Annotated in this window: 32 protein-coding genes; 20 read left to right on the top strand and 12 right to left on the bottom strand. The window is 64.1% G+C overall.

The window, feature by feature from the left end; translation table 11 throughout:
* The first annotated feature begins 70 nt into the window (after positions 1-70).
* Complete coding sequence (locus IEX41_RS08740; protein WP_229673080.1) at positions 71-616, top strand: HdeD family acid-resistance protein; 546 nt, start codon at positions 71-73, stop codon at positions 614-616.
* A gap of 16 nt (positions 617-632) precedes the next feature.
* Here the strand turns inward: IEX41_RS08740 and IEX41_RS08735 are convergent, their stop codons facing one another.
* The 6 genes from IEX41_RS08735 to IEX41_RS08710 form a co-directional block, all read right to left on the bottom strand.
* Complete coding sequence (locus IEX41_RS08735) at positions 633-1,442, bottom strand: division plane positioning ATPase MipZ (protein ID WP_229673079.1); 810 nt, start codon at positions 1,440-1,442, stop codon at positions 633-635.
* Positions 1,443-1,658: 216 nt separating this feature from the next.
* Positions 1,659-2,222 (bottom strand): F0F1 ATP synthase subunit B, encoded by a 564-nt coding sequence (locus IEX41_RS08730; protein ID WP_188789862.1) that lies wholly within the window; start codon positions 2,220-2,222, stop codon positions 1,659-1,661.
* Positions 2,223-2,225: 3 nt separating this feature from the next.
* Positions 2,226-2,777 (bottom strand): F0F1 ATP synthase subunit B', encoded by a 552-nt coding sequence (locus IEX41_RS08725; RefSeq protein ID WP_188789861.1) that lies wholly within the window; start codon positions 2,775-2,777, stop codon positions 2,226-2,228.
* Between the two features lie 88 nt (positions 2,778-2,865).
* Positions 2,866-3,090 (bottom strand): F0F1 ATP synthase subunit C, encoded by a 225-nt coding sequence (locus IEX41_RS08720; RefSeq protein WP_009505655.1) that lies wholly within the window; start codon positions 3,088-3,090, stop codon positions 2,866-2,868.
* 76 nt (positions 3,091-3,166) lie between these two features.
* A complete protein-coding gene (locus IEX41_RS08715) occupies positions 3,167-3,949 on the bottom strand; it encodes a F0F1 ATP synthase subunit A (RefSeq protein ID WP_188789860.1) in 783 nt (260 codons plus the stop codon).
* The gene (locus IEX41_RS08710; RefSeq protein WP_188789859.1) at positions 3,939-4,289 is read right to left on the bottom strand and encodes an AtpZ/AtpI family protein; all 351 of its coding nucleotides are present in this window, start codon (positions 4,287-4,289) and stop codon (positions 3,939-3,941) included. Before IEX41_RS08710 ends, IEX41_RS08715 begins: the two co-directional genes overlap by 11 nt.
* Before the next feature lie 252 nt (positions 4,290-4,541).
* Here IEX41_RS08710 and IEX41_RS08705 point away from each other — a divergent pair, with 252 nt between their 5' ends.
* The gene (locus IEX41_RS08705) at positions 4,542-4,877 is read left to right on the top strand and encodes an ArsR/SmtB family transcription factor (RefSeq protein WP_188789858.1); all 336 of its coding nucleotides are present in this window, start codon (positions 4,542-4,544) and stop codon (positions 4,875-4,877) included.
* A gap of 37 nt (positions 4,878-4,914) precedes the next feature.
* On the opposite strand, the gene IEX41_RS08700 is transcribed toward IEX41_RS08705, so the two are convergent.
* From IEX41_RS08700 to IEX41_RS08690, 3 genes are all read right to left on the bottom strand, one after another.
* Positions 4,915-5,793 carry a DMT family transporter gene (locus tag IEX41_RS08700; protein ID WP_229673078.1) on the bottom strand — a complete coding sequence of 293 codons (879 nt, stop codon included), beginning with the start codon at positions 5,791-5,793 and terminating at the stop codon, positions 4,915-4,917.
* A complete protein-coding gene (locus tag IEX41_RS08695) occupies positions 5,790-6,671 on the bottom strand; it encodes a LysR family transcriptional regulator (RefSeq protein WP_188789856.1) in 882 nt (293 codons plus the stop codon). Before IEX41_RS08695 ends, IEX41_RS08700 begins: the two co-directional genes overlap by 4 nt.
* A gap of 218 nt (positions 6,672-6,889) precedes the next feature.
* The gene (locus IEX41_RS08690) at positions 6,890-7,156 is read right to left on the bottom strand and encodes a hypothetical protein (RefSeq protein ID WP_188789855.1); all 267 of its coding nucleotides are present in this window, start codon (positions 7,154-7,156) and stop codon (positions 6,890-6,892) included.
* Positions 7,157-7,634: 478 nt separating this feature from the next.
* Here IEX41_RS08690 and ffh point away from each other — a divergent pair, with 478 nt between their 5' ends.
* The 14 genes from ffh (at position 7,635) to rpmE (ending at position 16,873) form a co-directional block, all read left to right on the top strand.
* Positions 7,635-9,149, top strand: a complete 1,515-nt coding sequence (gene ffh, locus IEX41_RS08685; RefSeq protein ID WP_188789854.1) for a signal recognition particle protein — start codon at positions 7,635-7,637, stop codon at positions 9,147-9,149.
* On the top strand, positions 9,146-9,340 hold the full coding sequence (locus tag IEX41_RS08680; RefSeq protein ID WP_188789853.1) for a hypothetical protein: 195 nt from the start codon (positions 9,146-9,148) through the stop codon (positions 9,338-9,340). The genes ffh and IEX41_RS08680 overlap by 4 nt, the downstream gene beginning before the upstream one ends.
* Positions 9,341-9,431: 91 nt before the next feature.
* Positions 9,432-9,977, top strand: coding sequence for a GNAT family N-acetyltransferase (locus IEX41_RS08675; protein WP_188789852.1), 546 nt, complete (start codon positions 9,432-9,434; stop codon positions 9,975-9,977).
* On the top strand, positions 9,974-10,543 hold the full coding sequence (locus IEX41_RS08670) for a GNAT family N-acetyltransferase (protein ID WP_188789851.1): 570 nt from the start codon (positions 9,974-9,976) through the stop codon (positions 10,541-10,543). Before IEX41_RS08675 ends, IEX41_RS08670 begins: the two co-directional genes overlap by 4 nt.
* A complete protein-coding gene (locus IEX41_RS08665) occupies positions 10,543-11,148 on the top strand; it encodes a GNAT family N-acetyltransferase (RefSeq protein WP_188789850.1) in 606 nt (201 codons plus the stop codon). Before IEX41_RS08670 ends, IEX41_RS08665 begins: the two co-directional genes overlap by 1 nt.
* A gap of 1 nt (position 11,149) precedes the next feature.
* Entirely contained in the window at positions 11,150-11,446 is a 297-nt protein-coding gene (locus IEX41_RS08660; protein ID WP_188789849.1) for a chorismate mutase, read from the top strand.
* Between the two features lie 42 nt (positions 11,447-11,488).
* A complete protein-coding gene (gene rpsP / locus IEX41_RS08655; protein ID WP_188789848.1) occupies positions 11,489-11,863 on the top strand; it encodes a 30S ribosomal protein S16 in 375 nt (124 codons plus the stop codon).
* 128 nt (positions 11,864-11,991) lie between these two features.
* Positions 11,992-12,768 carry a MipA/OmpV family protein gene (locus IEX41_RS08650; RefSeq protein WP_188789847.1) on the top strand — a complete coding sequence of 259 codons (777 nt, stop codon included), beginning with the start codon at positions 11,992-11,994 and terminating at the stop codon, positions 12,766-12,768.
* 170 nt (positions 12,769-12,938) lie between these two features.
* On the top strand, positions 12,939-13,445 hold the full coding sequence (rimM, locus tag IEX41_RS08645) for a ribosome maturation factor RimM (RefSeq protein ID WP_188789846.1): 507 nt from the start codon (positions 12,939-12,941) through the stop codon (positions 13,443-13,445).
* Positions 13,446-13,684: 239 nt separating this feature from the next.
* Positions 13,685-14,044: a hypothetical protein gene (locus tag IEX41_RS21490; protein WP_229673070.1), complete on the top strand. Its 360-nt coding sequence runs from the start codon at positions 13,685-13,687 to the stop codon at positions 14,042-14,044.
* A 345-nt stretch (positions 14,045-14,389) separates the two neighbouring features.
* The gene (locus IEX41_RS08635) at positions 14,390-14,971 is read left to right on the top strand and encodes a hypothetical protein (RefSeq protein WP_188789845.1); all 582 of its coding nucleotides are present in this window, start codon (positions 14,390-14,392) and stop codon (positions 14,969-14,971) included.
* A 206-nt stretch (positions 14,972-15,177) separates the two neighbouring features.
* Positions 15,178-15,978: a tRNA (guanosine(37)-N1)-methyltransferase TrmD gene (gene trmD / locus IEX41_RS08630; RefSeq protein WP_188789844.1), complete on the top strand. Its 801-nt coding sequence runs from the start codon at positions 15,178-15,180 to the stop codon at positions 15,976-15,978.
* A 278-nt stretch (positions 15,979-16,256) separates the two neighbouring features.
* Positions 16,257-16,640: a 50S ribosomal protein L19 gene (gene rplS, locus IEX41_RS08625; protein WP_188789843.1), complete on the top strand. Its 384-nt coding sequence runs from the start codon at positions 16,257-16,259 to the stop codon at positions 16,638-16,640.
* A gap of 11 nt (positions 16,641-16,651) precedes the next feature.
* Complete coding sequence (rpmE, locus tag IEX41_RS08620) at positions 16,652-16,873, top strand: 50S ribosomal protein L31 (protein WP_188789842.1); 222 nt, start codon at positions 16,652-16,654, stop codon at positions 16,871-16,873.
* 242 nt (positions 16,874-17,115) lie between these two features.
* Here rpmE and IEX41_RS08615 read toward each other — a convergent pair whose 3' ends face one another.
* Positions 17,116-17,739: an alpha-ketoglutarate-dependent dioxygenase AlkB family protein gene (locus tag IEX41_RS08615; protein WP_373285621.1), complete on the bottom strand. Its 624-nt coding sequence runs from the start codon at positions 17,737-17,739 to the stop codon at positions 17,116-17,118.
* A 218-nt stretch (positions 17,740-17,957) separates the two neighbouring features.
* On the opposite strand from IEX41_RS08615, the gene dnaK reads away from it, so the two are divergent.
* The 4 genes from dnaK (at position 17,958) to radC (ending at position 22,859) form a co-directional block, all read left to right on the top strand.
* Positions 17,958-19,886, top strand: coding sequence for a molecular chaperone DnaK (gene dnaK / locus IEX41_RS08610; RefSeq protein WP_188789841.1), 1,929 nt, complete (start codon positions 17,958-17,960; stop codon positions 19,884-19,886).
* A gap of 80 nt (positions 19,887-19,966) precedes the next feature.
* Positions 19,967-21,118 (top strand): molecular chaperone DnaJ, encoded by a 1,152-nt coding sequence (dnaJ, locus tag IEX41_RS08605; RefSeq protein ID WP_188789840.1) that lies wholly within the window; start codon positions 19,967-19,969, stop codon positions 21,116-21,118.
* Between the two features lie 321 nt (positions 21,119-21,439).
* Entirely contained in the window at positions 21,440-22,066 is a 627-nt protein-coding gene (locus IEX41_RS08600) for a DedA family protein (RefSeq protein WP_188789839.1), read from the top strand.
* Positions 22,067-22,100: 34 nt separating this feature from the next.
* Positions 22,101-22,859, top strand: coding sequence for a RadC family protein (radC, locus tag IEX41_RS08595; RefSeq protein ID WP_188789838.1), 759 nt, complete (start codon positions 22,101-22,103; stop codon positions 22,857-22,859).
* 3 nt (positions 22,860-22,862) lie between these two features.
* On the opposite strand, the gene IEX41_RS08590 is transcribed toward radC, so the two are convergent.
* Positions 22,863-24,422: a phosphate ABC transporter substrate-binding/OmpA family protein gene (locus IEX41_RS08590; RefSeq protein ID WP_188789837.1), complete on the bottom strand. Its 1,560-nt coding sequence runs from the start codon at positions 24,420-24,422 to the stop codon at positions 22,863-22,865.
* A gap of 31 nt (positions 24,423-24,453) precedes the next feature.
* Entirely contained in the window at positions 24,454-25,404 is a 951-nt protein-coding gene (locus IEX41_RS08585; RefSeq protein ID WP_188789836.1) for a translocase, read from the bottom strand.
* Between the last annotated feature and the right edge of the window lie 135 nt (positions 25,405-25,539).

The following is a 25,539-nucleotide window of genomic DNA, read 5'->3' as shown; positions in this document are numbered from 1 at the left end:
CCTCGCCAGCAGGTGATGGAACCATAGCTTCTACCTGCCGGTTGAATTGCCAGAGCACAGGAGGTGCGACGTGACCGATGAACCTTATAAAAAACAAGAATTCCGCCGGCCAGATTGGCGCTGGCTTCTAATTCTCGGCGCCCTGCTGGCTGTCGGCGGAATCATGGCACTCATCAACCCGTTCGCCGCATCCCTCACCGCTGCGGCCATTGCTGGTGCAGTCGTCGGTCTGGCCGGCATCATCCACCTGTGGCTGGCCTTTCAGGATGTCGAATTCGGTGCAGGCAGCGTCGGGACGGCGCTGCTTGGGCTCGCTCTGATGATCTTCGGCGTAGCGCTGCTTGCAAACCCGATGGCCGGCATCGTGTCGTTGACCCTGATCGTGGCTGGGTTCTTCATGCTGATCGGCGTTCTACGTGTCTGGATCGCAATGCAGCTACGCGGCCACTCAGGCTGGGGTTGGTTCATGACATCCGGCGTCATTTCCATAGTACTTGGCCTGCTGATCCTGATCGCCATGTCTGACGCTCCGGCAAGCGTGCTAGGCATTCTGCTCGGCATCGAATTGCTGAGCTCGGGGATCGGCGCCGCGGCACTGGCCTGGCGTCTGCGCTGATCCCCCGAAGCAGGCCTCAGAACTTGACCGTAACGCCCGGCAGGTTGATCGCCGTCATCAAGTCACGCAGCTCCTGACGTGCCGCCACGTTCGAGATGTTGAGCTGCTTCACGCCAACATCCTTCAGGTCGAGCAGGGTGAGGCCTCTCGGAAACAGCTCCCGGAAGATGACCCGTTCGTTGAAACCCGGCGCAATGCGGAAGCCGATCCGCCGCGACAGGCGCTCGAGCGCTTTTTCCATTTTCATCTTGTTGATCATCTGCTGGGCGCCCATGCGGTTTCGCAGCACGATCCAGTCGATGGGTTTGAGGCCCGCCTGGGCGCGCAGTTGACGTGCACTCCACACCATCTCGGAATAGACCGAAGGCCCGAGGATCTTTTCGCCATCCCCATCTATGTGGGCGAGCAGGTCGAAGTCGATGAAACTGTCGTTGAGTGGCGTCACCAAGGTATCAGCCAGTGAATGCGCCACCTGACTCAGGCGGGTGTGCGAGCCGGGGCAGTCAATCAGGATGAAATCCGAGGTTGTCTCCAGCTGGGCAATGGCCTTGCTCAAGCGATGATCATAAGCGTTCTCGCCGGGAGCCAGTTCGGATGCGTCCACCTGAGGCAGTTCGATGTAGGTCGGCCCGGGGAGTTCAAGCCCTTCCGACGCAAGGTAGCGGCTGCGGTTGTCGCAATAGCGGCCCATGGTTTTCTGGCGCAGGTCGAGATCCAGCGCACCGACCCGGTGACCCATGCGGCACAGCGCCGTGGCCACGTGCATGGAAACGGTGGACTTGCCCGCTCCGCCCTTCTCGTTCCCGACGACGATAATATGTGCCACTGTGTCCCCTTCTGATCTTCCGCCCTGCCCACATGTGCCGCTGTGAGCGCCGCTGTCACACCGTATCTGGTGGATTGGCATAAGCAAAGACTTGCCGACCGGAACTTGCCCTGTCGGGCGCACAGCGTGCCCGAGATGCCTCAGCGGGCACAGAAGCGAAAAGCCCGACCACAAGGGCCGGGCTTTGCGAAGATCTGTCGGTCGGCGATGCCGGGATCAGTGCAGCTTGGCACCGACCTCCGAGATCGACTCGTCGATCATGCGGTTCTTGTCCGCGGCACTGGTCTGCTGAGCGATCACGTCGCGGGCAGCGGCGACGGCCACCTCGGCGGCACGGTCACGCACCTCCTTGACGGCAGAAGCCTGTGCCGAAGTGATCTGGTCCTCGGCAGCGGCAAGGCGCCGCTTGATCGAGGCGTCAAGATCAAGCTTGGCCTGAGCCGCAGCCTTCTCCGCATCGGCCTTGGCCGCTGCGACGATGCCCTCAGCCTGAACCTGAACGTCCTTCTGCTTGCGCTCGTAGGATGCCAGCAGCTTCTGGGCTTCTTCCCGCAGACCGCGGGCTTCGTCCAGTTCACTGCGGATGTCGTCCGAGCGCTTGTCGAGCAGCTTGTTCAGAACCTGCGGGACCTTGAAGTAGGCAAGGACCGCGAGGAAAAGCAGGAAGCCCAGCAGCACCACGAAGTCAGTGTTGCGCAGCGAGAAGAACGGGCCGGTAGCGGCCAGCGCGGGGCTGGCAGTGCCTGCGGCAAGTGCGGCGGTCGCGATGAGCTTGCGCATGACTTACCCTTTCATCCGGCTGTCGACTGCGGCCGAAATGGCAGCTTGATCGGCGTTGCCGCCGAAGCGGGCCACGATGGCAGCAGCAGCGTCCTTGGCAACGATTTCGATGTTGGCCAGCGAAGACGCACGGATCTCGGCAATGGCTGCCTCGGATTCCGCGGACTTGGCCGCAATCTGTTCGTCCGCCTTGGCGGTTGCCGCGTCGAGCTCTGCCTTGATCTCATCCCGTGTGGCCTGGGCGATGCCCTGAGCCTCGGAACGCGCGTCGGCGAGCGCCTTGTCATAGGCCGCTTCGGCCTCGGACGCCTGGCGCTTGAGCTCTTCGGCGGCGGCGATGTCGTTCGTGATCGTGCCCTGACGCTCGGCCAGGACGGATGCGATCCGCGGCAGAGCGATGCGCGACAGCACGAAGAAGATCACGACAAGCGTGATGACGAGCCAGAAGACCTGGTTCGGGATCCACTCCGAGCAAAGCTGCGGCATGCCGATGGCCGAGCCATGGGAATCGACGCAGATGCCGGCGAGATCTTCGGCGAGTTGAGATGTCGCCATGTCGTCCTCCGTCGGAACGTTGTCTCTGTTACGGGCGGCCCATCATATGACGATGCCGCCCGCGCGTAAGGATGTCAGTGACCGTCGATCAGACGGCGAACATCAGAAGCAGAGCAACGAGGAAGGAGAAGATGCCCAGTGCTTCGGCGAATGCGATGCCGATGAACAGGGTTGCGGTCTGCGATGCAGCAGCCGACGGGTTGCGCAGCGCGCCGGACAGGAAGTTGGCTGCGACGTTGCCCACGCCGAGAGCGGCGAGACCGGTGCCGAGACCTGCGAGACCTGCGCCGATGTGTGCGAGTTGACCTTCCATGGGTGTATCTCCTTACGTCTGGAAGTGATCTTGAACGGGTGTGCGGTTGGGTGGGGGCATGGCCCCCGGCCCGAAATCAGTGGTGCGGATGCAGTGCGTCCTTGAGATAGACGCAGGTGAGGATCGTGAACACGTAGGCCTGGATGAAGGCCACGAGCACTTCGAGCCCGTAGATCGCGGTGATCGCGACGATGGTCAGCGGCGACACCGCGGCGACTGCAGCAAAGCCGGCGAAAACCTTGAGAACCGCGTGGCCTGCCATGACGTTGCCGGCAAGACGGATCGAGTGGCTGACCGGACGGACGAAGTACGAGATGACTTCGATCAGCGCCAGGATCGGGCGCAGCGCCAGCGGGGCCGAGCTAACCCAGAACAGCGACAGGAACGAAGCGCCGTTCTTGACGAAGCCGAGGATGGTCACGCCAAGGAACACCGCGAGGGCCAGCACCACGGTCACCGCGAAGTGAGAGGTGGTGGTGAAGGACATCGGGATGAGGCCGAGGAAGTTCGACATCACGATGAACATGAACAGGGTCATGATGTACGGGAAGTACTTCAGGCCGTCCTTGCCGGTGACGTCTTCGACCATCTTGTGGATGAAGCCGTAGGCCAGTTCCGCAACAGACTGGGTGCGCGACGGCACGATGGCGCGGCGCGAGGTGCCCCAGACCATCAGCGCGGCAATCGCGGCGATGGCGATGGCCATCCAGAGGGTTACGTTAGTGATGGTGAACATGCCCACGTGGCCGTCCCCGAAGAGCGGCTTGACGATGAACTGGTCCATGGGATGAAAGACGAGGCCGGTGTTCTCGACCGCGTGATCCGCCATTTCTGCGCCGTGTTCCACTTCAGTCGCCATCGCGATCCCTCTTTTCGTCCTCTGCGGCCTTTTGAGCGGCCAGCTGTTTCTCCTGGATCTCGTCGGCGGAGCGCATCATCACCCGGATGCCCGCCACCAGACCCAGTACTGTGAACAGCACCATGAGCCAAGGCTTGGTGCCGAAAAGGGCGTCGAGCCCAAAACCTATCCCGAAGCCGATCCCGAGACCCGAGACCATTTCCGTTACCATGCGCCAGGCAAGATTCGCCTGGCTGTAGTGTTCTTCCTGGTGCCGCCGGTCGCTGACCCGGGCAGCCTTCGCCGCCGCGATCTTCGCCTCCAGTGCATCGAGTTGCTGCTTTGGATCGGGATCGCTCACACGTACTGCCCCAAGAGGAGTTCGGGGATGTTGCTATGCGGTGGGGGGGCTTAAGTCAAGAAGCGGTGAACAATTGCTTCAATGACCCTAAATACCTGTTTTTCATGTAATTTTCCAGGTGGCAGTTAAGGCCGGACCGGCCCCTTGCTGGGCTTTTGCGCCCACATGCCGCCTTGACCCATATTCAACCCCGAGGTTGATCTTGGCGCAGGGCCGCTTGACCTTGCCTTCGCAAGCACCGCTTATGGCGCCATGACCGACGCGCTCTCCCCCGTCTTTGCCGCCCTAGCTGATCCGACCCGTCGCCGCATCCTCGCGATGCTGCTCGAGGATGACATGGCGGTGACCGATGTGGCCGAGCCGTTCGAGATGTCGCTGGCGGCGATCTCCAAGCATCTCGCCATCCTCGCCGGCGCCGGGCTCATCAGCCAGGAAAAGCGCGGCCGGGTCAAATGGTGCAAGCTCGAACCAGACGCCCTGCGCGAGGCGTCAGTATGGATGACGGGGTTCGGGCTCGTGGAACCGGTGAACCTCGACGCCTTCGAGCGCTTCCTGAACGCCGAGCTGGGCACACCGCCGGAGGAGTAGCGCGGCACTCGCAAATTCCTTGGCAAGGAATTTGCCGTTACTCCTGCTTCAGAAGCAATCCCAGCGCGACCATCGTCAACACCAGCCCGAGCAGAACCAACGCCGGCGGCAGAGGTTGCCCGAGCAGCGTCTGCCACAGGATAACGAAGCTGGGCGTCAGATAGGTGTAGGCCATGACCTTGGCCGACGGCAGCCGCAACGCGCCAAACTGCAGCAGCAGGATGGTCAGTGCGGTCGCCGCCACGCCAGTATAGACGATGGTAATCCAGACCATCGGCGACAGCGACGCCCAGTCCGTCGCCATCAGGGTGGGCCAGCCGAAAATGAGCAGCAGCACCGTGCCCCCCAGGTTGGTCCAGAGCGTGAAGACCAATGCCGGCTCGCCGCGATTGAGCTTGCGCACCATGGGAGCATAAAGCGCATGTGATGCGCAGCCGATGAAATAGATCGCCTCGCCGCGCCCCAGGCCCAGTGTTGCAAGTGCCATCGGATCGCCCCTGAAGATCACCCAGAGCGCGCCCGCCGCCCCGACGCAAAGCGCCAGCGTCATCCGCCGCGTTACCTTCTGGCGCAGCAGCAAGAACCCGAAGCCCGCCGCCATCAGCGGCGTCAGGGTAAAGACCGCCGACAGGGACACCGGCTCAGCTGTCTCAAGCCCTTTGAACATCAACACGAAGTAGGTGATCATCAGTCCACCCAGCACCGGGTAGCGCCAAGGTGCCTGCAGCGAACTGCGGCGCACCTGCCCCGAGGCTGCGGCGGCCACGCTCAGGACCGCCACGGCCAGAACGAACCGAACAGTATTGAGGGCCAGCGGCGCGATCTCGGTCGCCACCATGGAGCCAAGCGCGAAGGACCCTGCCGCGAGAGCGGAGAAAGCAAGCAGGGCAAGATGGCCCTGCGCTGCAGCGGTCACTCCGCGTCCCGGGCGGCGGCGTACTCCTTTAGGTGCCGCAGGAAGGCCTGCACCTTTGGAGTGCGGTGCAGGTCCACGTGGGTTACCAGCCACAAAGGCGACGACCATTCCTCGCGCGGAGGCAGCACCTGCACCAGAGACGGATCCAGCCGCGCCTCTTGCACCGCCATGAAGCCAAGCCCCGCCCCGGCCCGCAGTGCCTCCTGCTGGACCCGGCCATCCTCGGCGCGGAACACGACGCGTTCAAAGGGAACGGTCTTGCGCATCCAGATGGCGTAGGGCGCACGGCTTTCAGGATCGTCGTAGCCGACGAAGTCATGCCCGGTCAGCGCAGCCTCGTCCTTGGGCATGCCCCGAGCCGCGATATAGGATTTCGCCGCGTAGAGCGCCACCGCCTGCCGCGAGAAGGACTGCACCACGTTGTCCGGCTCTTGCGGTGCGCTGCCGGCCCGCAACGCGACATGTGCTTCGCCGTATTCCAGCCGAAACAGCCGGGCACCGGTCAGGAACCGCACGACGATTTCGGGGTGCGCTTCGCGGAACGACGTAAGGGCCCCGACCATGAGCGGCGAGAAATTGATCAGCGAGGTGACAAGAAGCTCGCCGGAGACGCCTTCGCCCCGCCCCTTGATCCGGCCCGACAGCTGCTGGAACTGGTCATCGGTGGCCTGCGCCACCCGCGCCAGGTCCTGCCCCGCCTCGGTGGGCGTGTAGCCCCGGGCATGACGCTGGAACAGTTTCACCCCCATCCGCTGTTCGAGCGCGTCGATGTGGCGAATCACGGTCGCATGGTGCACGCCAAGCACTTCGGCCGCCCCGCTCACGGTGCCCAGCCGCGCCACCTGGTAAGCGGTTCGGATCTCGTCCCAGTCGGTCATGTTCGCTTTCCGTCGTCGCTGCTCGTTGCTCTAGCAAACAAGAGTGTTTGGCGGGAAGATGCAAGCTTGCACCCCTGCCGCAACGCGGACCGCATGACACGGCGCGGGTCCTGCGGTGCAAAAGCCACGCAGACAACTGCTCACCAGCGAAAAGGGCGCCCGGCATATGCCGGACGCCCTTGGAATTCCATGATTTAGGAGGCTGTGCCCCCTAGATATCAGCGCTTGATGCGGCCGGTCGAGCCAGTCGAGCCGGAGGAGCTACCGTCGCCACCTGCGCTTGCAATTGCGACGATCGCGGCGGTGCCGGCGATGGCACCAGCGATCAGGCCAGCATTTGCCGAACCGGCTGCGGGAACCACGGGAACCATTGCATAGGGGTCATCGTCGGTGGTGCCCGCATCGCTGATGTCGCCAGCCGTTGCAGCGGAAGCGGCCAGCATGCTCGCGATGGCAGCCGAGGTCATAAGAGTTTTCAGTTTCATGCTACACCTTCAGAAATGAGCGTTTCTTCTAACATCCATACCGGCGGATTGCCGAATCGACTAGTTCGAAATTCTGCACCAGCATCATTACGCGCAAAAACCACCTGGGGGTGTATTTTTTGTGCAATACTTGAGCCGGGATACCGGAAGAGTTCCGGACCCGGCACAATCTGGCATGCATCGAACCTCGGAACACCTACCGCAACGCGCGTGCCAGCGCAATGTTCCACGCCCCCTCACGGGACCGCCGTTCTTGACTCGGACGGGTGCAACGCGTATTCCCGCGCCAACTCCGGAAGCCGTATTGTGCCTCCGGTCCCATGGGAACAGCCCGGGATCGCCCTCCGTCAGCGCGTTGCGCCCACGGGGGCCGTTCTGCTTGTCCCGCATCCGGTCGCGGCCCCGCCGCTGGCATCGCGCAACATCAGGCCCCACATTGCGGGTCAGGGAAAACAGGAAACGGGAGGCCAGAGGCCCCATGTTCGAGACTCTTTCGGAACGGCTCGGCGGCGTATTCGACCGGCTGACCAAGCAGGGCGCCCTGTCCGAGGACGACGTCCGCACCGCCCTGCGCGAGGTCCGCGTCGCACTTCTTGAGGCGGATGTGTCGCTGCCGGTGGCCCGCCAGTTCATCAAGGCGGTGGAGAAGAAGGCAACCGGCGCATCGGTGACCAAGTCGGTGACCCCCGGCCAGCAGGTGGTCAAGATCGTCCATGACGAACTGATCGCCGTGCTCGCCGGCGAGGGCGATCCGGGCAGCCTGCGCATCGACACTCCCCCCGCGCCGATCCTGATGGTCGGCCTGCAGGGCGGCGGCAAGACCACCACCACCGCCAAGCTCGCCAAGCGCCTGAAGGAACGTCAGAACAAGAAGGTCCTGATGGCCTCGCTCGACGTCAACCGCCCAGCGGCGATGGAACAGCTGGCGATCCTCGGCACCCAGATCGGCGTCGACACCCTGCCCATCGTCAAGGGCGAGGATCCGGTCTCCATCGCGAAGCGCGCCAAGACCCAGGCCGGCCTCGGCGGCTACGATGTTTACATGCTCGACACCGCCGGCCGCCTGTCGATCGACGAAGAGCTGATGGCCCAGGTCGAGGCGGTCCGCGACGTGGTCACCCCGCGTGAGACGCTTCTGGTGGTGGACGGCCTTACCGGTCAGGACGCCGTCCATACCGCAGAGAATTTCGACACCCGCATCGGCATCTCTGGCGTGGTGCTGACCCGTATGGATGGTGACGGTCGCGGCGGCGCCGCGCTGTCGATGCGCGCCATAACCGGCAAACCCATCCGTTTCGTCGGCCTTGGCGAAAAAATGGACGCGCTCGAAACCTTCGAACCTGACCGGGTCGCGGGCCGCATCCTTGGCATGGGCGACATCGTCGCTCTGGTGGAGAAAGCGCAGCAGACGCTCGAGGCCGAACAGGCCGAGCGCATGATGAAGCGCTTCTCCAAGGGTCAGTTCAACATGAACGACCTCAAGATGCAGCTCGAGCAGATGCTGAAGATGGGCGGCATGGGCGCGATGATGCAGATGATGCCCGGCGCCGCCAAGATGGCCAAGCAAATGGATGATGCCGGCATGGATGACAGCATCCTGCGCCAGCAGATCGCGCTCATCAACTCCATGACCAAGAAGGAACGCGCCAATCCCGCGCTCCTGCAGGCAAGCCGCAAGAAGCGTATCGCGGCGGGCGCAGGCATGGAGGTGTCCGACCTCAACAAGCTTCTGAAGATGCAGCGCCAGATGGGCGACATGATGAAGAAGATGGGCAAGATGGGCAAAGGCGGCATGATGAAGCAGGCCATGAAGGGCATGTTCGGCAAGGGTGGCATGCCCGAAGGCATGGACCCGTCGCAGATGGACCCCAAGCAGCTCGAGGCGGCGGCCAAGGCCATGGGGCAGCGCATGCCCGGCGGCATGGGCGGAATGCCCGGCATGGGCGGCGGCGGCCTCCCCCCTGGCCTCAGCGGCTTCGGCAAGAAGAAATGACCGACAAGGGCGTCCCCCTCTTCGACAAGACCACCCCGACCGCCCCCACCGCGGCCGGGTCCGAAGACCTGCGCCCTTCTTCTCTTTCCAAATACGCACCTGCGATCCCGCCCACCGACACAACATCGCCCTACGCGCAATACGGCGCCCCCGGCGATGACGACGACGGCTCCCCCGAGGCCTACGCATGACCCTCCGCCGCGCCCTCTCCACCCGCCAAATTTCTTGCAAGGAATTTGCCCGCCCCGCGTGCACCGCGGCGTGGACCGGTGAGGTGCGCGCATGAGCCTTGTCGTGAATGCCCCCCGCCTCGAAACCGGGCGCCTCGTCCTGCGCGGCCCCGAGGCCGGGGATGCGGAGCCGATGATCGCCTTCCTGCTCGACCGCACCCGTGCGGAGGGCTTCGGCGCCTATGATCATCGCGGCGACGCCTGGCGCTGGTTCGCCACGAACATCGGCCACTGGCACCTGCGCGGCCACGGCTACTTCACCATCGAGATGAAGGACACCGCCGCCGTCGCGGGCATCTGCGGCATCTGGTATCCCGAAGGCTGGCCCGAGCCGGAACTGGGCTGGGTGGTGTTCGACGGCCACGAAGGCAAGGGCATCGCCTACGAGGCGGCCGCCCGCGTGCGCCGATACGCCTACGAGGATCTCGGGCTCGACACCCTGACCTCGAACATCGTGCCGGGCAACACCCGCTCGGTCGCGCTGGCCGAACGGCTCGGCGCCACCTACGAGCGCACCTACCACAACTACAATATGGGCGAAGACCAGCTCTGGAGACACCCCGGCCCCGATGCACTGGACCAGGAGGGCGAACAATGACCGCCGCCTGCGAACAGCACCGCCCCGGCCCCGGCGCCCGGCAGGCCGCCCGGCTTGGTGGCCGCATCCCCAGCATCGACACCCGGCGGCTGCAGCTGCGCGGGCCGCGGATCTACGACTTCAGATCCTACGCGGACATCCTCTGCTCAGACCGGGCCGAACACGTGGGCGGCCCGCTGTCCCGCGCCGAGGCATGGAGCGCGTTCACCCAGTACAGCGCGCAATGGCTGCTGCACGGTCATGGCCTGTGGACCATCGACGCCCAGACCATGCCCTCGGCCGGCTTCGTCCTGCTCGGCTTCGAATACGACGACCCCGAGGTCGAACTTGGCATTTTCCTGACCGCAGGCGCCGAAGGCCAAGGCTACGCGCAGGAGGCCTGCGAGGCTGCCCGCGACTACGCTTTCGACACCCTCGACTGGGACAGCGTCGTCTCCTACCTCGCGGAGGAAAACACCCGCGGCTGCAAGCTGATGGAACGTCTCGGCGCCGCCCGCGACGACATAGCCGAGGGCGAGCTGGCCGACGGCACGCAGATCTGGCGTCATGTGAAGGGGGCCTGCTGATGCATCTGCATGACATTCCCCGCCTCGAGACCGCGCGCCTGACCCTCGGTGCGCCCGAACCTCAGGATTACCCGGACTTCAAGGCAACCTTCGCATCGTACCGCTCGCGCTTCATGGGCGGGCCGCTGAACGCCTACGAGACCTGGATGCTTTACGCCGCCGAGATCGGACACTGGGAGATCCGCGGCTTCGGCATGTGGATGATCCGCCTCAAGGACACAGGCGAAACCGTCGGCATGGCCGGTGGCTGGTTCCCGGCAAAATGGCCCGAGCGTGAGATCGCCTGGATCATCTGGCCTGACAAGGCCGGGCGCGGCTTTGCGCTCGAGGCCACCCATTGCGTGCGCGCGCATCTCTATGACCACATGGGCTGGGATGGGGCGGTCAGCTACATCGACCCCAAGAACCTTGATTCCATTCGCCTCGCGGAACGGCTCGGGGCCACGAAGGACGCCTCCGCTGCCTCGATCGACGGCAGCGACGCGGTCTATCGCCACCCTGCGCCCGCCGCCCTTCGAGGCACTCAGCTGGCTCATGGCATCGACATGGAACTCGCCAATTTCCGGGACCCCCTGTTCAAACCGAAAGGCTGGGCCATTGACTGACATGACCGACACCACCGCTCGCGCCGCGGACCTGCTCAAGGGCCACCGCGAAAGCATCGACCGTCTGGACGCGATCCTCGTGTTCACCCTGGCCGAGCGGTTCAAGCACACCCAAGGCGTGGGCGTCCTCAAGGCGACCCACGACCTCCCCCCTTCCGACCCCGCGCGTGAGGAAAAACAGATCGCGCGGCTACGGGATCTGGCGAACGAGGCCGACCTCGACCCCGAATTCGCCGAGAAGTTCCTGAATTTCATCATTCAGGAAGTCATCAAGCACCACGAACGACACCAATCCTGACGGCACCCGCCGTCAACCACAGCCATTCAAAGGAGAAACGCAATGGCCCTCAAGATTCGTCTCGCCCGCGGCGGTTCCAAGAAACGCCCCCACTACGCAATCGTCGTCGCCGACTCGCGCATGCCGCGCGACGGCCGCTTCATCGAGAAGGTCGGCACCTACAACCCGCTGCTCGCCAAGGATGACGAGCGTCGCGTGAACATGGACGTCGAGCGCATCCAGTACTGGATCGGTCAAGGCGCACAGACCACCGATCGTGTGTCGCGCTTCCTCGAGAACGCCGGCGTTGTGGACAAGAAAGCCCGCAACAACCCCAACAAGGCGAAGCCGGGCAAGGCAGCAGCCGACCGCGCGGAAGCCAAGGCAGCCAAGGCAGCCGCTGCTTCGGAAGCGACCGAAGAGGCCGCAGCCGAGTGATCCTTGCCACACTGGCAGGAAATCTGGCGCGCAGGGGACCCCCTGCGCGCCTTTCTCGTTTTCGTCGTATGGCAAAGCATGCTTCTGCCGCTACAACGAGAATCACCCTCTAGCTGCCGGAGCGTGCCATGAAACCGACCCGTACCGCCCTCGCCCTGTCCACTGCGCTTGTCGCCCTGCCCGTGATCGCGGCGGCGCAAAGCGGAGAGCCGGGCCTCATGTTCTCGCTGCGAGGCGGGCTTTCGGTCGCGCCGGAGTATTTCGGCTCGGACGATTACGCGGTCGGCCCTGACCTCGGGTTCAAGTTCCACGGCCTGACCCTGCGCAATGGCCGCAGCTTCGGCGCTGGCGACCCGTGGAGCGACCGCTACGGCTGGAACATTCACGGTGCCTTCCGCTTCATCGGCGAACGCGACGCGTCCGATTTCGACGACCTGCGCGGCATGGATGACGTCGACGCGGCGCTCGAGCTTGGTTTCGGTTTTGGCTACACCTCCGAGTACTTCTCGGGCTACACCGATTTCCGCCGCGGGTTCGGCGGCCACGAGGCATGGGTTGGCGAAGCCGGTGCCGACCTTATCGCCCGTCCGAACGATCGCTGGAAGCTGTCCGTTGGCCCGCGCCTGAACTGGGGCGGCAATGACTTCGTCGACACCTATTTCGGCGTCGACGGCGACGAGGCCACAGCCACGCGCGGTACCTTCAACCCCGATGCCGGGCTCTATTCTGCCGGGGTCGAGATGGGCGCAACCTACCGCCTGAATGACGACTGGGGCATCGAGGGCGCTGTCACCTGGGAACAATACCAAGGGGATGCCGCCGACAGCCCCATTGTCGAGAGTGGCAGCGATGACAACTGGACCCTGCGTCTTGGTGTGACCCGCAACTTCCACCTGCGTTTCTGATCCCCCCAGGGCAGTGCCACGGCCCTGCCCCGGCACGACCGGCGCAGGAGAGGTACAGGACCATTTCTGGGCGCAGCACCGCTCGTCCGGGCCATGGATCCGATTGCCAAGCCCCTGCACCGTGGTCTATCCAGAACTCCGGTTTCCGAAAGCAATTGGCGAGGGTCTCCATGACCGACATGATCTGCGTGGGTTCGATTTCGGGCGCCTATGGCGTCAACGGAGAGGTGCGGATCAAGAGCTTCACCGCCGATCCGGAGGCAATTGCGGATTACGCCCCCCTGGCAACCGAAGATGGCAGCCGCGAGTTTGACCTGCAGCTGACACGGCCCGTGAAGGGTGGCTTTGCCGCCCGGCTGACCGGGGTGCGCAGCAAAGAGGACGCGGATGCACTGCGGGGGGTCCAGCTGTTCGCCCAGCGTGCCCGCCTGCCGCACCTGCCCGACGATGAGTTCTACCACACCGACCTGATCGGCCTGCAGGTGCATGACACCGGCGGTGTCCTTCTGGGGCCGGTGAAGGCGGTGCTCAATCATGGTGCTGCCGACCTGCTCGAGGTACAGGTGCCCGGCAGCTCGAAGACCGTGCTCATTCCGTTCACGCAGGCCGTTGTGCCGACCGTGGATCTTGCCGGCGGCCGCATCGTGGCGGACCCGCCAGAGGGTCTCTTTGAATGACGCGATGCGTCTATTCATGCCGGATTTCACAAGATCGGGACTACTTCCGTCCAGAAGACCCTTCGAAACAATCACTCGCTGCTCGAGCCTCATCTGAGGGTGTTCCTCAATGAGAATTTCGAGCAGCTGACCGACGCCTGCCGGCCCTGTCGCTGGACGGCTCCAAGGACGCTTTTACCGCGGTTGGCCGCCACACTGCGCGATTCTTTCGCAAGCTTGATCGCAGCGGCCATCGCCCGGTGCTCATGTCCTCCGAGGATCTGGTCAGGCATCTGCCCGGGCGGCGCGGCATCACGCGATACCACGGCACCGCCCGCGCCCTGTCGGCCACTGCCGATAATGCCGGGTACCGTTTCCGTGCGGCGCTTGACCTGACGGTCTACCTGTCGATGCGCAAGGCAAACGCCTGGCGGCGCTCGACCGGGTGGCAGAACCGGCGCAGCACCCGGCTGACCGAAGATCTCGACGGCGACGCCGTACGGCACGCCGCCGCCGCCCTCGACGAGCTTGTCGCCGAGATGGCCGTGGCTCGGTGCAGCCCCACCAGACCGTGGCCGTTGCGCACGAGGCCAGCCGGTCGCTGGCGCAGAGGCCGCTGACGCCACTTCTGGATCTCGTCGGGCTTGAGCTGGGTGTCGGTGCGTCTCTCCGATTCCAGCCGCCGGACAAAGCCCAGCCGGGTATCAGGCTGGTAAAGGTGTTTCGTGCTCTCAACCGGAGTGGTTTGAAAGATATCTATCTGACGGAATCCCAGAGATATTTGTGACTCAAAACAAACAGTCAGGCTTATTTCGACTGATTGTTTGGTTTATAGAAACTGCACCGCCTCACACCGCTGACCGTCCCGAAAAAGCCACATTCCCGACCTATCGTTGCCCTATAGTATGTAACGAGAGCCGGGTATGCTTTCCTATTGTCAACGAGTCTTCTGGGCTGGACTGGCAGTGTCGCCTGCCGTGATCCTGATCCTTTTACCGGACCGTGTTCTTGCCATCGCCGAGGACCGTGTAAGTTCATTCGTCCTGATTGCGGTGGCATCGGTACTGTCGATTACCGCCATTGAACTGTGGCGCCACGCGATCAATCGGCGCGCCTTGCGCGAGGCCCCGCTTCTGACGCACGAAGCCCTGGATGACCCCGCGCGCGACATGCCAAGCGCCCGGGACATTCGCAGGGCCTTGGTGCGCACGCTCGAAGCCGAAGCGCCGGACGGGTCCGTCGAGTCCGGCCCCGAAACCGCCGAGCATGCCCTGCGCCGGGTGATCGAGCGTATCGTGGCCTCGTGGGGCGCCCGCGACATCGCCGCGCTTGGGCCCGGACGGCTGCAGGAATTGTGGGAGTTGCAGAGCCTTATCACCACCCGGCCGGACCGGGCCGGAGAGCTTTCCCAGCGTTTCGTAAACCCCAACGTGGTGCTTGAGCTGCGGGACCACGTGGCGGAAATTGCCCGCAACCGGCGCGCGTTTGACGACCGGCGGGCTGCGCCTGATGCGATGGGCGCCCCTCAGGCTCGGCCAAACAGCTAGCGGGCGGACGCCACGAACGTTGAATCAGGCTCGGCTGCACGCCGACACCATCACCTGACCAGAAACGTCAGCCGCTCACCGGAGCGCAAGTTCGCGGCGCCAGCCGCTGCTGCGGGCTCGCGGCCCTCCATCATTCCCGTCCAGACGTGCCCTCACCGGGATCACGGCGCTTGAGCGCCCGCCACCTTGCGGCTAGAGGACAGCGCATGAGCGACAGCAACAAATCCCATGGCCGCAAGACCATCCATCCCACTTTGGTCCCCCGCGAGCTGATGTCCGACCGCCCGGACTTGGCCCGCGCCTGGATGGCGCAGGTCATAACCCTCTTCCCCGAGGCCTTTCCCGGGGTGCTCGGCCTGTCACTGACCGGCAAGGCGCTGCAGGACGGCAAGTGGCAGCTCAAGCCCGTGCCGCTGCGCGAGTTCGGAGAAGGCAAGCACCGCAACGTCGATGACACCCCTGCCGGTGGCGGCGCGGGCATGGTGCTGCGCCCCGATGTCATGGGCCGCGCGCTCGAGGCGGCCCGGCGGCATATCAGCCCCGCCGCGCCGATCATCTACCTGTCGCCGCGCGGACGCCGGTTCAACCAGAAGTTCGCCCGCCACCTTGCACGCACCCCCGGTGTCACGCTGATCTGCGGCCGGTTCGAGGGGCTCGACCAGCGGGTGTTGGACCATTACGGCGTCACCGAGGTCTCCATGGGGGACTATGTCCTCACCGGCGGCGAGCTGGCGGCGCAGGCGATGCTGGATGCCACCGTTCGGTTGCTGCCCGGCGTGCTGGGCAACGCCGATTCGATCGAAGAAGAGAGCTTTTCCAACGGCCTGCTTGAACATCCCCAGTACACTCGCCCCGCGACATGGGAAGGCCGCGAGATTCCGCCCGTCCTGATGTCCGGCCACCACGGCAAGATCGAGCAATGGCGCCGCGTCCAGTCCGAAGAAATCACCCGCGAACGCCGTCCCGACCTGTGGGACGCGCACAAGGCTGCCAAGCGCGGCGAATAGCGGCTCCGCGCGCCTGTTTTATCTTGATTGGCCGCCCCGCAGCGCCTATACGCGGCCCGTCCGCAGGCTCTTTGAGTCGAGCGGGCCTGTTCGGCATTGCCTGATCGCGCGACTTCGGCGCGGACACCCGGCGCTCCGGACACGCAGATACGGAAAAAGACGTCGATAGCCTCCCGCAGGCGCCCCGGACTTCCGGCGCGGACCTGGTCGAAGACGCGGAGCTCTGGGACGCGAGACACGTCACGGGTCCAACCGTGAGCAGATAGGAGAAGCGTCAGATGGATCTGATCGCACAGATCGAGGCGGAACAGATTGCCGCCCTGGGGAAAGAGATCCCCGACTTCAAGGCCGGCGACACCATTCGCGTCGGCTACAAGGTGACCGAAGGCACCCGTTCCCGTGTGCAGAACTACGAAGGCGTCTGCATCAGCCGCAAGAACGGCAAGGGCATCGCGGGTTCGTTCACCGTTCGCAAGATTTCCTTCGGTGAAGGCGTGGAACGTGTGTTCCCGCTGTACTCGACCAACATCGAGTCGATCACCGTCGTGCGCCGCGGCCGTGTCCGTCGCGCCAAGCTCTACTACCTGCGTGCCCGTCGCGGCAAATCCGCACGTATCGCAGAGCAGACCAACTACAAGCCGCTCGCAAGCGCCGACGCATAAGGAGACGCACGATGAAAAAGGGCATTCACCCCGACTACCACGTCATCGACGTCAAGATGACCGACGGCACCGTCTTCCAGACCCGCACCACCTGGGGCAAGGAAGGCGACTCGCTGCAGCTGGACATCGACCCGACCGTGCACCCGGCATGGACCGGCGGCAACTCGCGCCTGCTGGACACCGGCGGTCGCGTGTCGAAGTTCAAGAAGAAGTACGAAGGCCTCGGCTTCTGAAGCCAGACCTGATCGCAAGATCGAACGCCGTCCCTCCCGGGGCGGCGTTTTTTTCGTTTGCCGGTGTCGAAGATGGCGAGGTTCGTACTGATCGGTATCCTGCCACGGACGGGGTCGAACAAGGCCCAACCGCTTGGCGCCTCCGGGTAAGGACGCGACGCTTAAGAGCACCATGTCCGCTACCGGGCTGCCACGATTGTCAGTCCCCCCTCAGTACCGCAAGGTACCAGGCGCGACGTGGCTCAGGTCACCACCCGCAGGGTCAGGTTGATCCGGCCACCCTGTGGCAGCAGAGTGGACGAGCCGAACCGGATGCGGTCCACTCCGTGATGACGCAGCCGTGCCTCGCCGTCCATGACCACCACGTCCCCCGAGTGCAGCCAGATCGATTCGGTCGACCCTCCGCGCTCGGTGTTTCCCATCCGGAAGAGCCCGTCGTCCCCCAGCGATACGGACACCACCGGCTGGCCAAAATCGGCCTCATCCTTGTCCTGATGCAGGCCCATACGCGCGCCTTCGCCGTACCAGTTGATGAGGCAGCATTCCGGGGCCCGGTCACAGCCCGACACTGTATTCCAGATCTCCATGATCTCGGGCGGGATCGGCGGCCAGTCCACGCCGGACGGGTGGCGCGGCTCGTAGCGGTAGCCGCGCCGGTCGGTCACCCAGCCGAACCGCCCCGCAGACGACATGCGCACGGACATTTCCCTGCCGCGCGGCGTCACGGGCCGGTAAAGCGGCGCCTGCGCGAGACACTCGCGCAACCGGGTCACCACGGCCTGCTGAGCGTCGCGGCCCAGCAGCCCGGGGTAAATGCGAAAGCCGCGTCTTTCGATCATGTCGGTCATATCGCCCATGCCGGTCATGGCCGTTTTGTTCCGCATCTATTGAAGAGTGGCAAAGAAAATCTCCTCAATTGGCCGAGTCGCGGGGTTTGGGATGCTTGCAGCACCGAAAACCCCTCCTTATATACCTCCCGAAGCCGCGAGGCCCCAAGCCGGACGGTTAATCTCAAGCGGGGCTCTGATGCCGTAATCGGGTCTGTCGCCTCGCGTTATCGCCTTGAACTAGAAAGGGATCGAACATGGGTAAAGTGATCGGTATCGACCTCGGCACCACCAACTCCTGTGTTGCCATCATGGATGGCACTCAGGCGCGCGTCATCGAGAACGCCGAAGGTGCTCGTACCACCCCCTCCATCGTTGCATTCACCGACGACGAACGCCTCGTCGGCCAGCCGGCCAAGCGCCAGGCCGTGACCAACCCCGAAGCCACTGTCTTCGCAGTGAAGCGCCTTATCGGCCGTCGCGTCACCGACGCCGCCGTGACCAAGGACAAGGACATCGTCCCCTACACCATCGTCGATGGCGGTAACGGCGACGCTTGGGTCCAAGCCCGTGGCGAAAAGTATTCCCCGAGCCAGATCTCGGCCTTCATCCTCGGCAAGATGAAGGAAACCGCTGAATCCTACCTGGGCGAAGAAGTGACGCAGGCGGTCATCACCGTCCCCGCGTACTTCAACGACCAGCAGCGTCAGGCCACCAAGGACGCCGGCAAGATCGCTGGCCTCGAGGTGCTGCGCATCATCAACGAACCGACCGCGGCCGCACTGGCCTATGGCCTCGACAAGAAAGAGTCGAAGACCATCGCAGTGTATGACCTTGGCGGCGGTACCTTCGACGTCACCATCCTCGAGATCGATGACGGCCTGTTCGAAGTGAAATCCACCAACGGCGACACGTTCCTCGGCGGTGAAGACTTCGACATGCGGATCGTCAACTACCTCGCCGCTGAGTTCAAGAAAGAGCACAACGTCGACCTGACCAAGGACAAGATGGCCCTGCAGCGTCTGAAAGAGGCGGCAGAGAAGGCCAAGATCGAACTGTCCTCGTCCAGCCAGACCGAGATCAACCAGCCGTTCATCTCGATGGGCTCGGGCGGTCAGCCGCTGCACATGGTGATGAAGCTGACCCGCGCCAAGCTGGAAAGCCTCGTGGGCGATCTCATCAAGAACTCGCTGAAGCCCTGCGCAGCCGCGCTGAAGGATGCGGGCCTCTCGAAGGATGAGATCGACGAAGTCGTTCTGGTCGGCGGTCAGACCCGTATGCCCAAGGTCTACGAAGAGGTGACCAAGTTCTTCGGCAAGGAGCCGCACAAGGGTGTGAACCCTGACGAAGTGGTTGCCATGGGCGCGGCCATTCAGGCTGGCGTGCTTCAGGGGGACGTGAAGGACGTTGTCCTTCTCGACGTGACCCCGCTGTCGCTCGGCATCGAGACGCTGGGTGGCGTGTTCACCCGTCTGATCGACCGCAACACCACGATCCCGACCAAGAAGAGCCAGATCTTCTCCACCGCCGAAGACAACCAGTCGGCCGTGACGATCCGGGTCTTCCAGGGTGAGCGCGAGATGGCGACCGACAACAAGATGCTTGGTCAGTTCAACCTCGAAAACATCCCGCCGGCACCGCGCGGCCTGCCACAGATCGAAGTGACCTTCGACATCGACGCCAACGGCATCGTGTCCGTGGGCGCCAAGGACAAGGGCACCGGCAAGGAGCAGCAGATCACCATCCAGGCTTCCGGTGGTCTGTCCGATGCGGACATCGAGAAGATGGTTCAGGACGCCGAGGCGAACGCCGAGGCCGACAAGGAACGCCGCGAACTGGTCGAGGCCCGCAACCAGGCGGAAAGCCTCATCCACTCGACCGAGAAGTCGATCGAGGATCACGGCGACAAGGTCGATCCGTCCACCATCGAGGCGATCGAGCTGGCAGTTGCCGCTCTCAAGGACGATCTTGAGAAGACCGACGCCACAGCCGAGAAGATCAAATCCGGCATCCAGAACGTGACCGAGGTCGCGATGCGCCTTGGTGAAGCGATCTACAAGGCGCAGGCCGACGAGGGTGACAGCTCCGCTCCGGCGGACGAGCCCGAAGCCTCCAAGGATGCCGGTGGTGACGACGATATCGTCGATGCCGACTTCGAGGACCTTGGGAACGACAAGCGCAGCTGAGCGTGACGCTTGGAACAGATCGGGGGCCGGTCCGGATGCCGGACCGGCCCCTTCCCGTTCCGGGTAATAGGAGGACATGAATGTCCAAGCGTGATTATTACGATCTGCTCGGTGTCGAAAAAGGCGCGTCTGCGGACGATCTGAAGAAGGCCTATCGCAAGAAGGCCAAGGAACTTCACCCCGACCGCAACGCCGACAACCCCGACGCCGAAGCGAAGTTCAAGGAAGTGAACGAGGCCTACGAGGTCCTCAAGGACGCCGACAAGAAGGCGGCCTATGACCGTTACGGCCATGCGGCCTTCGAAGGCGGCATGGGTGGCGGCGGTGGCCGTCCCGGTGGCGGCTTCCAAGGCCAGGGCGATTTCGCGAGCGCATTCTCGGACGTGTTCGACGATCTCTTCGGCGATTTCATGGGTGGCCGCCAGGGCGGTGGACGTCAGCGCGCGGCGCGCGGCGCCGACCTGCGGTACAATCTGCGCGTGACGCTGGAAGAGGCCTACAATGGTCTTCAGAAGACGATCAACGTGCCGACCTCAGTGCAGTGCGACGAATGCAGCGGCACCGGCGCCGAAGGTGGTGCCGAACCTGTCACTTGCCCGACCTGTTCGGGCATGGGCAAGGTGCGCGCCACCCAAGGCTTCTTCACGGTCGAACGCACCTGTCCGACCTGCTCCGGCCTTGGTCAGATCATCAAGAACCCCTGCGCCAAGTGTGGTGGTGCAGGCCGCGTGCAGAAGGACCGCTCGCTCTCGGTCAACATTCCTGCGGGGGTCGAGACCGGCACTCGCATCCGTCTGGCCGGTGAAGGCGAGGCAGGCATGCGCGGTGGGCCTCCCGGCGATCTCTACATCTTCATCGACGTGAAGAAGCACGAGATCTTCGAGCGGGACGGTCCCGAGCTGCATTGCCGCGTGCCCGTGTCCATGGCCACGGCGGCCCTTGGCGGCGACATCGAGGTTCCGACCATCGACGGTGGCCGCAGCCGGGTGAAGATCCCCGGCGGCAGCCAATCGGGACGGCAGATGCGCCTGCGTGGCAAGGGTATGCCTGCCCTGCGCGGCGGCCCGGCCGGTGACATGTTCATCGAGCTCGCGGTCGAGACCCCTGTGAACCTGACCTCCCGCCAGAAAGAGCTTCTGCGCGAGTTTGAAGAGCTTTCCGAGGACAACAACCCGGAGTCCCACAGCTTCTTCTCATCCGTGAAGAACTTCTGGGATTCCATGAAAGGGTGATGTCATAGCCGGGCCCGCGAGGGCCCGGTGAACACTCTGGTGGAGCGTTCAAGGACATTACGGGCGAAGCCCCCGGCGATGCTAGGCCCAGGCCCGGCAGGCCGTCCTGTCAGAGCGGTCAGCCGCATCGAGGGCGCAGGCCCGACTGAGGTCCGGCCCTCGCCCGAACGCACTCCGGTCGCCCCGCACAAGCAAACCAGCCGCGTGAGGGATGGGGAATTGGTTCGCGCTGAATGCGTGGTCTTGCTCTCCTCTGGAACGAAATCGGAAGGCCGGTGGTTGTTTTCCACCGGCTCTTTTTTTCACTTCGGATGCAATAGTATGTTCGACTGGATCACCAACCTTATCAGCACCATGGGTGGCTTCGGCGTCGGGCTTCTGATGTTTCTCGAGAATGTCTTCCCCCCGATTCCTTCCGAGCTCATCATGCCGCTGGCCGGGTTCAACGCTGCGCGCGGCGAGATGTCCCTGCTGCTCGTCATCGCGTGGGGCAGCGCCGGGTCCCTCGCTGGGGCCTACCTGTGGTACTGGATTGGCAGGCGCATCGGCTACGACCGCCTGTGTCGACTCGCGCAAAAACACGGCCGCTGGCTTTCCGTGTCCCCGGACGAGCTGGACAGCGCCAATGGCTGGTTCGACCGTCACGGCGGCAGTGCCGTTCTAATCGGGCGGATGATCCCCACGATCCGCACCTTCATCTCGGTTCCGGCCGGGGTGCGTCGCATGCACCGCGGCTGGTTTCTTGGCCTCAGTGCCCTTGGCACCGTCCTTTGGACGACGCTGCTGACCTTGGCGGGATACTGGCTCGAAGGTGGCTACGAGGCTGTGAGCGCGTGGCTTGATCCTGTGTCGACCGCCGTGGTCGTCGGGCTGGTGGCAATCTACGTCTGGCGAGTTGCGACCTACAACCGGCGCACCGAGAAACGGTCGGAAGCGGAGCGCAGTTAACCCTTCCATAACCAGGCTGAGGCAGGCTTCGGTCATGACACGAAGCCAGCATTTTTCCGATTCCCAAGCCGCGCTCTTTGCCCATGACGAAGCGCGCCCCCCGCCCGACCAGCGGGGCCAACCGTCTTATATCCGCGACCACCGGGCGCGGCTGCGCGAACGGTTCAGGATCGGCGGCGCAGAGGCCCTGCCCGATTACGAACTTCTGGAACTGGTACTGTTCCGCGCCATCCCGCGGCGTGATGTGAAGCCGCTTACGCGATTACTGCTTGAGACCTTCGGGGATTTCAACGCTGTGGTATCTGCCCCTCCGGCGCGGCTTGCCGCGGTGAATGGCGTCGGAGACGCGGTGGTGACCGAACTCAAGATCGTCGAGGCTGCGGCCCACCGGCTGGCACGCAGCCGGGTGTTGCAGAAGCAGGTGGTCAGTTCATGGGATGCGCTTCTGGACTACTGCCAGACCGCCATGGCCCATCGCGATACGGAACAGTTCCGCATTCTCTTCCTCGACCGCAAGAACGTGCTGATTGCCGATGAACCGCAGGCTCGCGGCACTGTCGATCATGTTCCGGTCTACCCGCGAGAGGTGGTCAAGCGTGCGCTCGAGCTGAACGCCAGCGCGGTGATCCTCGTGCACAATCACCCCTCCGGCGACCCCACCCCAAGCGCCGCCGACATCGAGATGACAAACCAGATCCAGCAGGCGGCCGACGTGCTTGGTATTACCCTGCACGATCACCTCGTGATCGGACGCTCGCGCGAGCTCAGCTTCCGCAGCGAAGGGCTGCTTTGAAGTTCACTGCAGCCAGACTTCGACCCGGCGGTTGACCTGCCGGCCCCAGACCGTGTCATCACAGGCCATGGGCATGGCCTCACCGAAGGCATCGGTGGCAAGATCGACCTGCGCAAGGTCCGCCGCCTCGGCAGCGGCAATCACCGCCTGCCGCACGGCCTCCGCCCGATCAGCCGCGATGTCGATATTGGCCGACGCCGGCCCCTGCCCGTCCGAGAACCCCACAAAGGTAAGGCTGCGCCCATCATATGCGCCTTCCTCCAGAGACCTCGCCAGCTGCAGGACGTTGGATCGGGACTGCGCGTCAAGCCGGGCCGACCCCGGCTCGAACCGGAACGTCGTGCTGAGCCGTCGCTTGGTCGCAAGCGTAGTGACCATGCGTTGCAGGGTCGCGAGGCCATCCTCTCCCTCGGCCATGCGAATGGCATTGGCCAGTCGGTCGCCCTGCTGGTTCAACACTTGCTCTTCTGGCGCTTGGTCGACAAATCCCGCGCGACGAATGACCACCTGCGCCGGCGCGCTTCGGGTATAGGCGAGGAACTCGCGGGCCAGCGCCGGCAGACGCCGGGCCGGCAGGTAGAGGAACATAGGTGCCGTGAGAGGGTAATCCTCGGTCTTGATATCTGCCCGCCGCCCCCGCAACTGAAAGCCGCAGCTCCCGCTGAGATAGAGCGGCTTGGCATGGCCCGTCTCGGAATAGCTGGCAAGGCCGATGCCGAACGGATCACCCTGCACCGCCTCGGCCAGCGCAGCGTTGCTGGCGTGGCGCACCACCCCGTCACGCAGGGACAGACCGGAGGGCCGCAGCAGCCGGTCCTCGATCCCCTGGGACAAGCCCGAGCCCTGGTCAGCCAGGTGCAGCCCGATCGGCGCATCCGGCCCCCCAAGCGCCGTCCAGTTGACAATCTGGCCCGACACCAGCTGTGCCAGCTGTGCCAAGGTGATGGATGACACAGGGTTGCCCGGTGCCACCACCGGCACGATGGCATCCAACGCCAGCACCCGGCTGCGGTTGGGGTGGTCAAGATCTCCAAGGCCTGCCGCCTGCGCCGCGTCGCGTTCTTCGGGTCGGATTTCGCGCAGGGCCATGACCACGTCGGCCTCGTCGGCCAGCAGGTCAGCAAAGCCCTCATTCGTACTGCTGACCTGGAACGCGAACTGCGCCACGACACGGCCCTGTTCGGGATCGGTCAGGGTGTAGCGGAAATCGGCCCCCTCAGCGGCGCTGCGTTCGGCCTCGAACCCGCTTCGCAGGGCGAAGCCTTCGACCAGGGCGGGCATCAGAACCTCACCGATGGTGGCAGAGCCGGAAACGCGTATTCGCGCCACGAAATTGGTCAGGGACGGACAGCCGACCCCTTCGCAGAGCACCCCCGAGGCGTCCACAGTCAGCTCTCCAAAGCGGGTTTCCACGCGGTAGAATTCACCGTCGAAACCCAGCATGGTTCCCACCAGTTCGATCCCGCCATCGCGCGAGCTGAGGGCCACATCCTGCGCGGATGCCCCCGAGATGGGTGCAAAAATAGAAAGTGCGGCGAGGACCGCCGCACGCAAGGTCTGCATTGTTACCTCGGTTGCCCCGATGGGGCGCCTGTCACTTCGCGGCGATCTTCAGGTCTTCGACGAGGTTTTTCAACACCAGAAAATCTCCGGCGCTGTCGCATCCGGGCATATCGAGTGTAAGATCCCGGGCCCGCAGGTCATCACCGGAAAGGCGCTCAAGGCTCTGGGCTTTCAGGTTGCCTGCACAGTTGGCGTCAGTCACTTCGGTCTCGACGGTCAGGGACACCGTTCCGTCACGCGTCGCGGCACCTGTGGGGAAGGTATAGATCTCGGCGATGAGCGGGTCCGACAGGCGTTCGTCCCCGAGCCGGATCATGAAGCCGCCCTTTCCACCGGACAGTCGCGCGATGGATCCTTGGTGTTCGGCCCAGATATGGGCCTCAGAGAAATAGGCCGCGCCGAATTCACGAGCATGAAGCTGCAGGCCGGTTTTCCCCTGCCATTGCAGCGCCACCCGGTCATAGAAGGCAAGCGCGGGAACGTCGACCACTGCAGTGGCACCATCGCCGGAATCGAAGGCAGCCACCACCAGAGCTCGCTCTGCCATCGCCGGGATCTGAACGGAAAGCTCGCCGTTCTCGTCCGTCAGGCCGCTGAACATGAGGCCATGGTGATGCAGCGTCACGCTTTCGTCGGCAAAGCAGGGCGCCTTCAGGGAGAACGCAATCATTGCGCCGGCTTCGCTGGTGGCCTCAGCGGTCACCCTGCAATCCGGGGCTGCAGACACGTCGGGCGGTGCGGTGGGCGCTTCGGTGGCTTCGGCGACGACCGGCGTCGCTGACGGGGCGGCAATGGTGACGGGGCCGCGCGGGGCCTTGGGCGTCACCCCACCCGAGGAGGTATCATTGATGTCGCGCACGACCATCGGCTCGCCAGCCTCGTAGACCAGGGTCTCCTTCGACCCCTGCTCCATGAAGTAACCGATCGCGAGCGCGGAACAGACTGTCGCCACCGCAAGTGGAAGGGTCTTGAACTGCGCCATTCTGGACTCCGCAATCGATCACTGTTCAGTGAACTAAAACGTGACAGCGAAAAGCGGCGCTCGTGCGGCGCAGTTGCGGAGTCATTCGGGCGGGCCGGCCTGTCAGGACATGCCCCACCTCTGCGCAACGTTTCG

The organism is Salipiger pallidus (assembly GCF_014643635.1).
Lineage (GTDB): Bacteria > Pseudomonadota > Alphaproteobacteria > Rhodobacterales > Rhodobacteraceae > Salipiger > Salipiger pallidus.
Note: the sequence above shows the minus strand (reverse complement) of the source record. Positions and strands in the feature narration are given on the sequence as shown.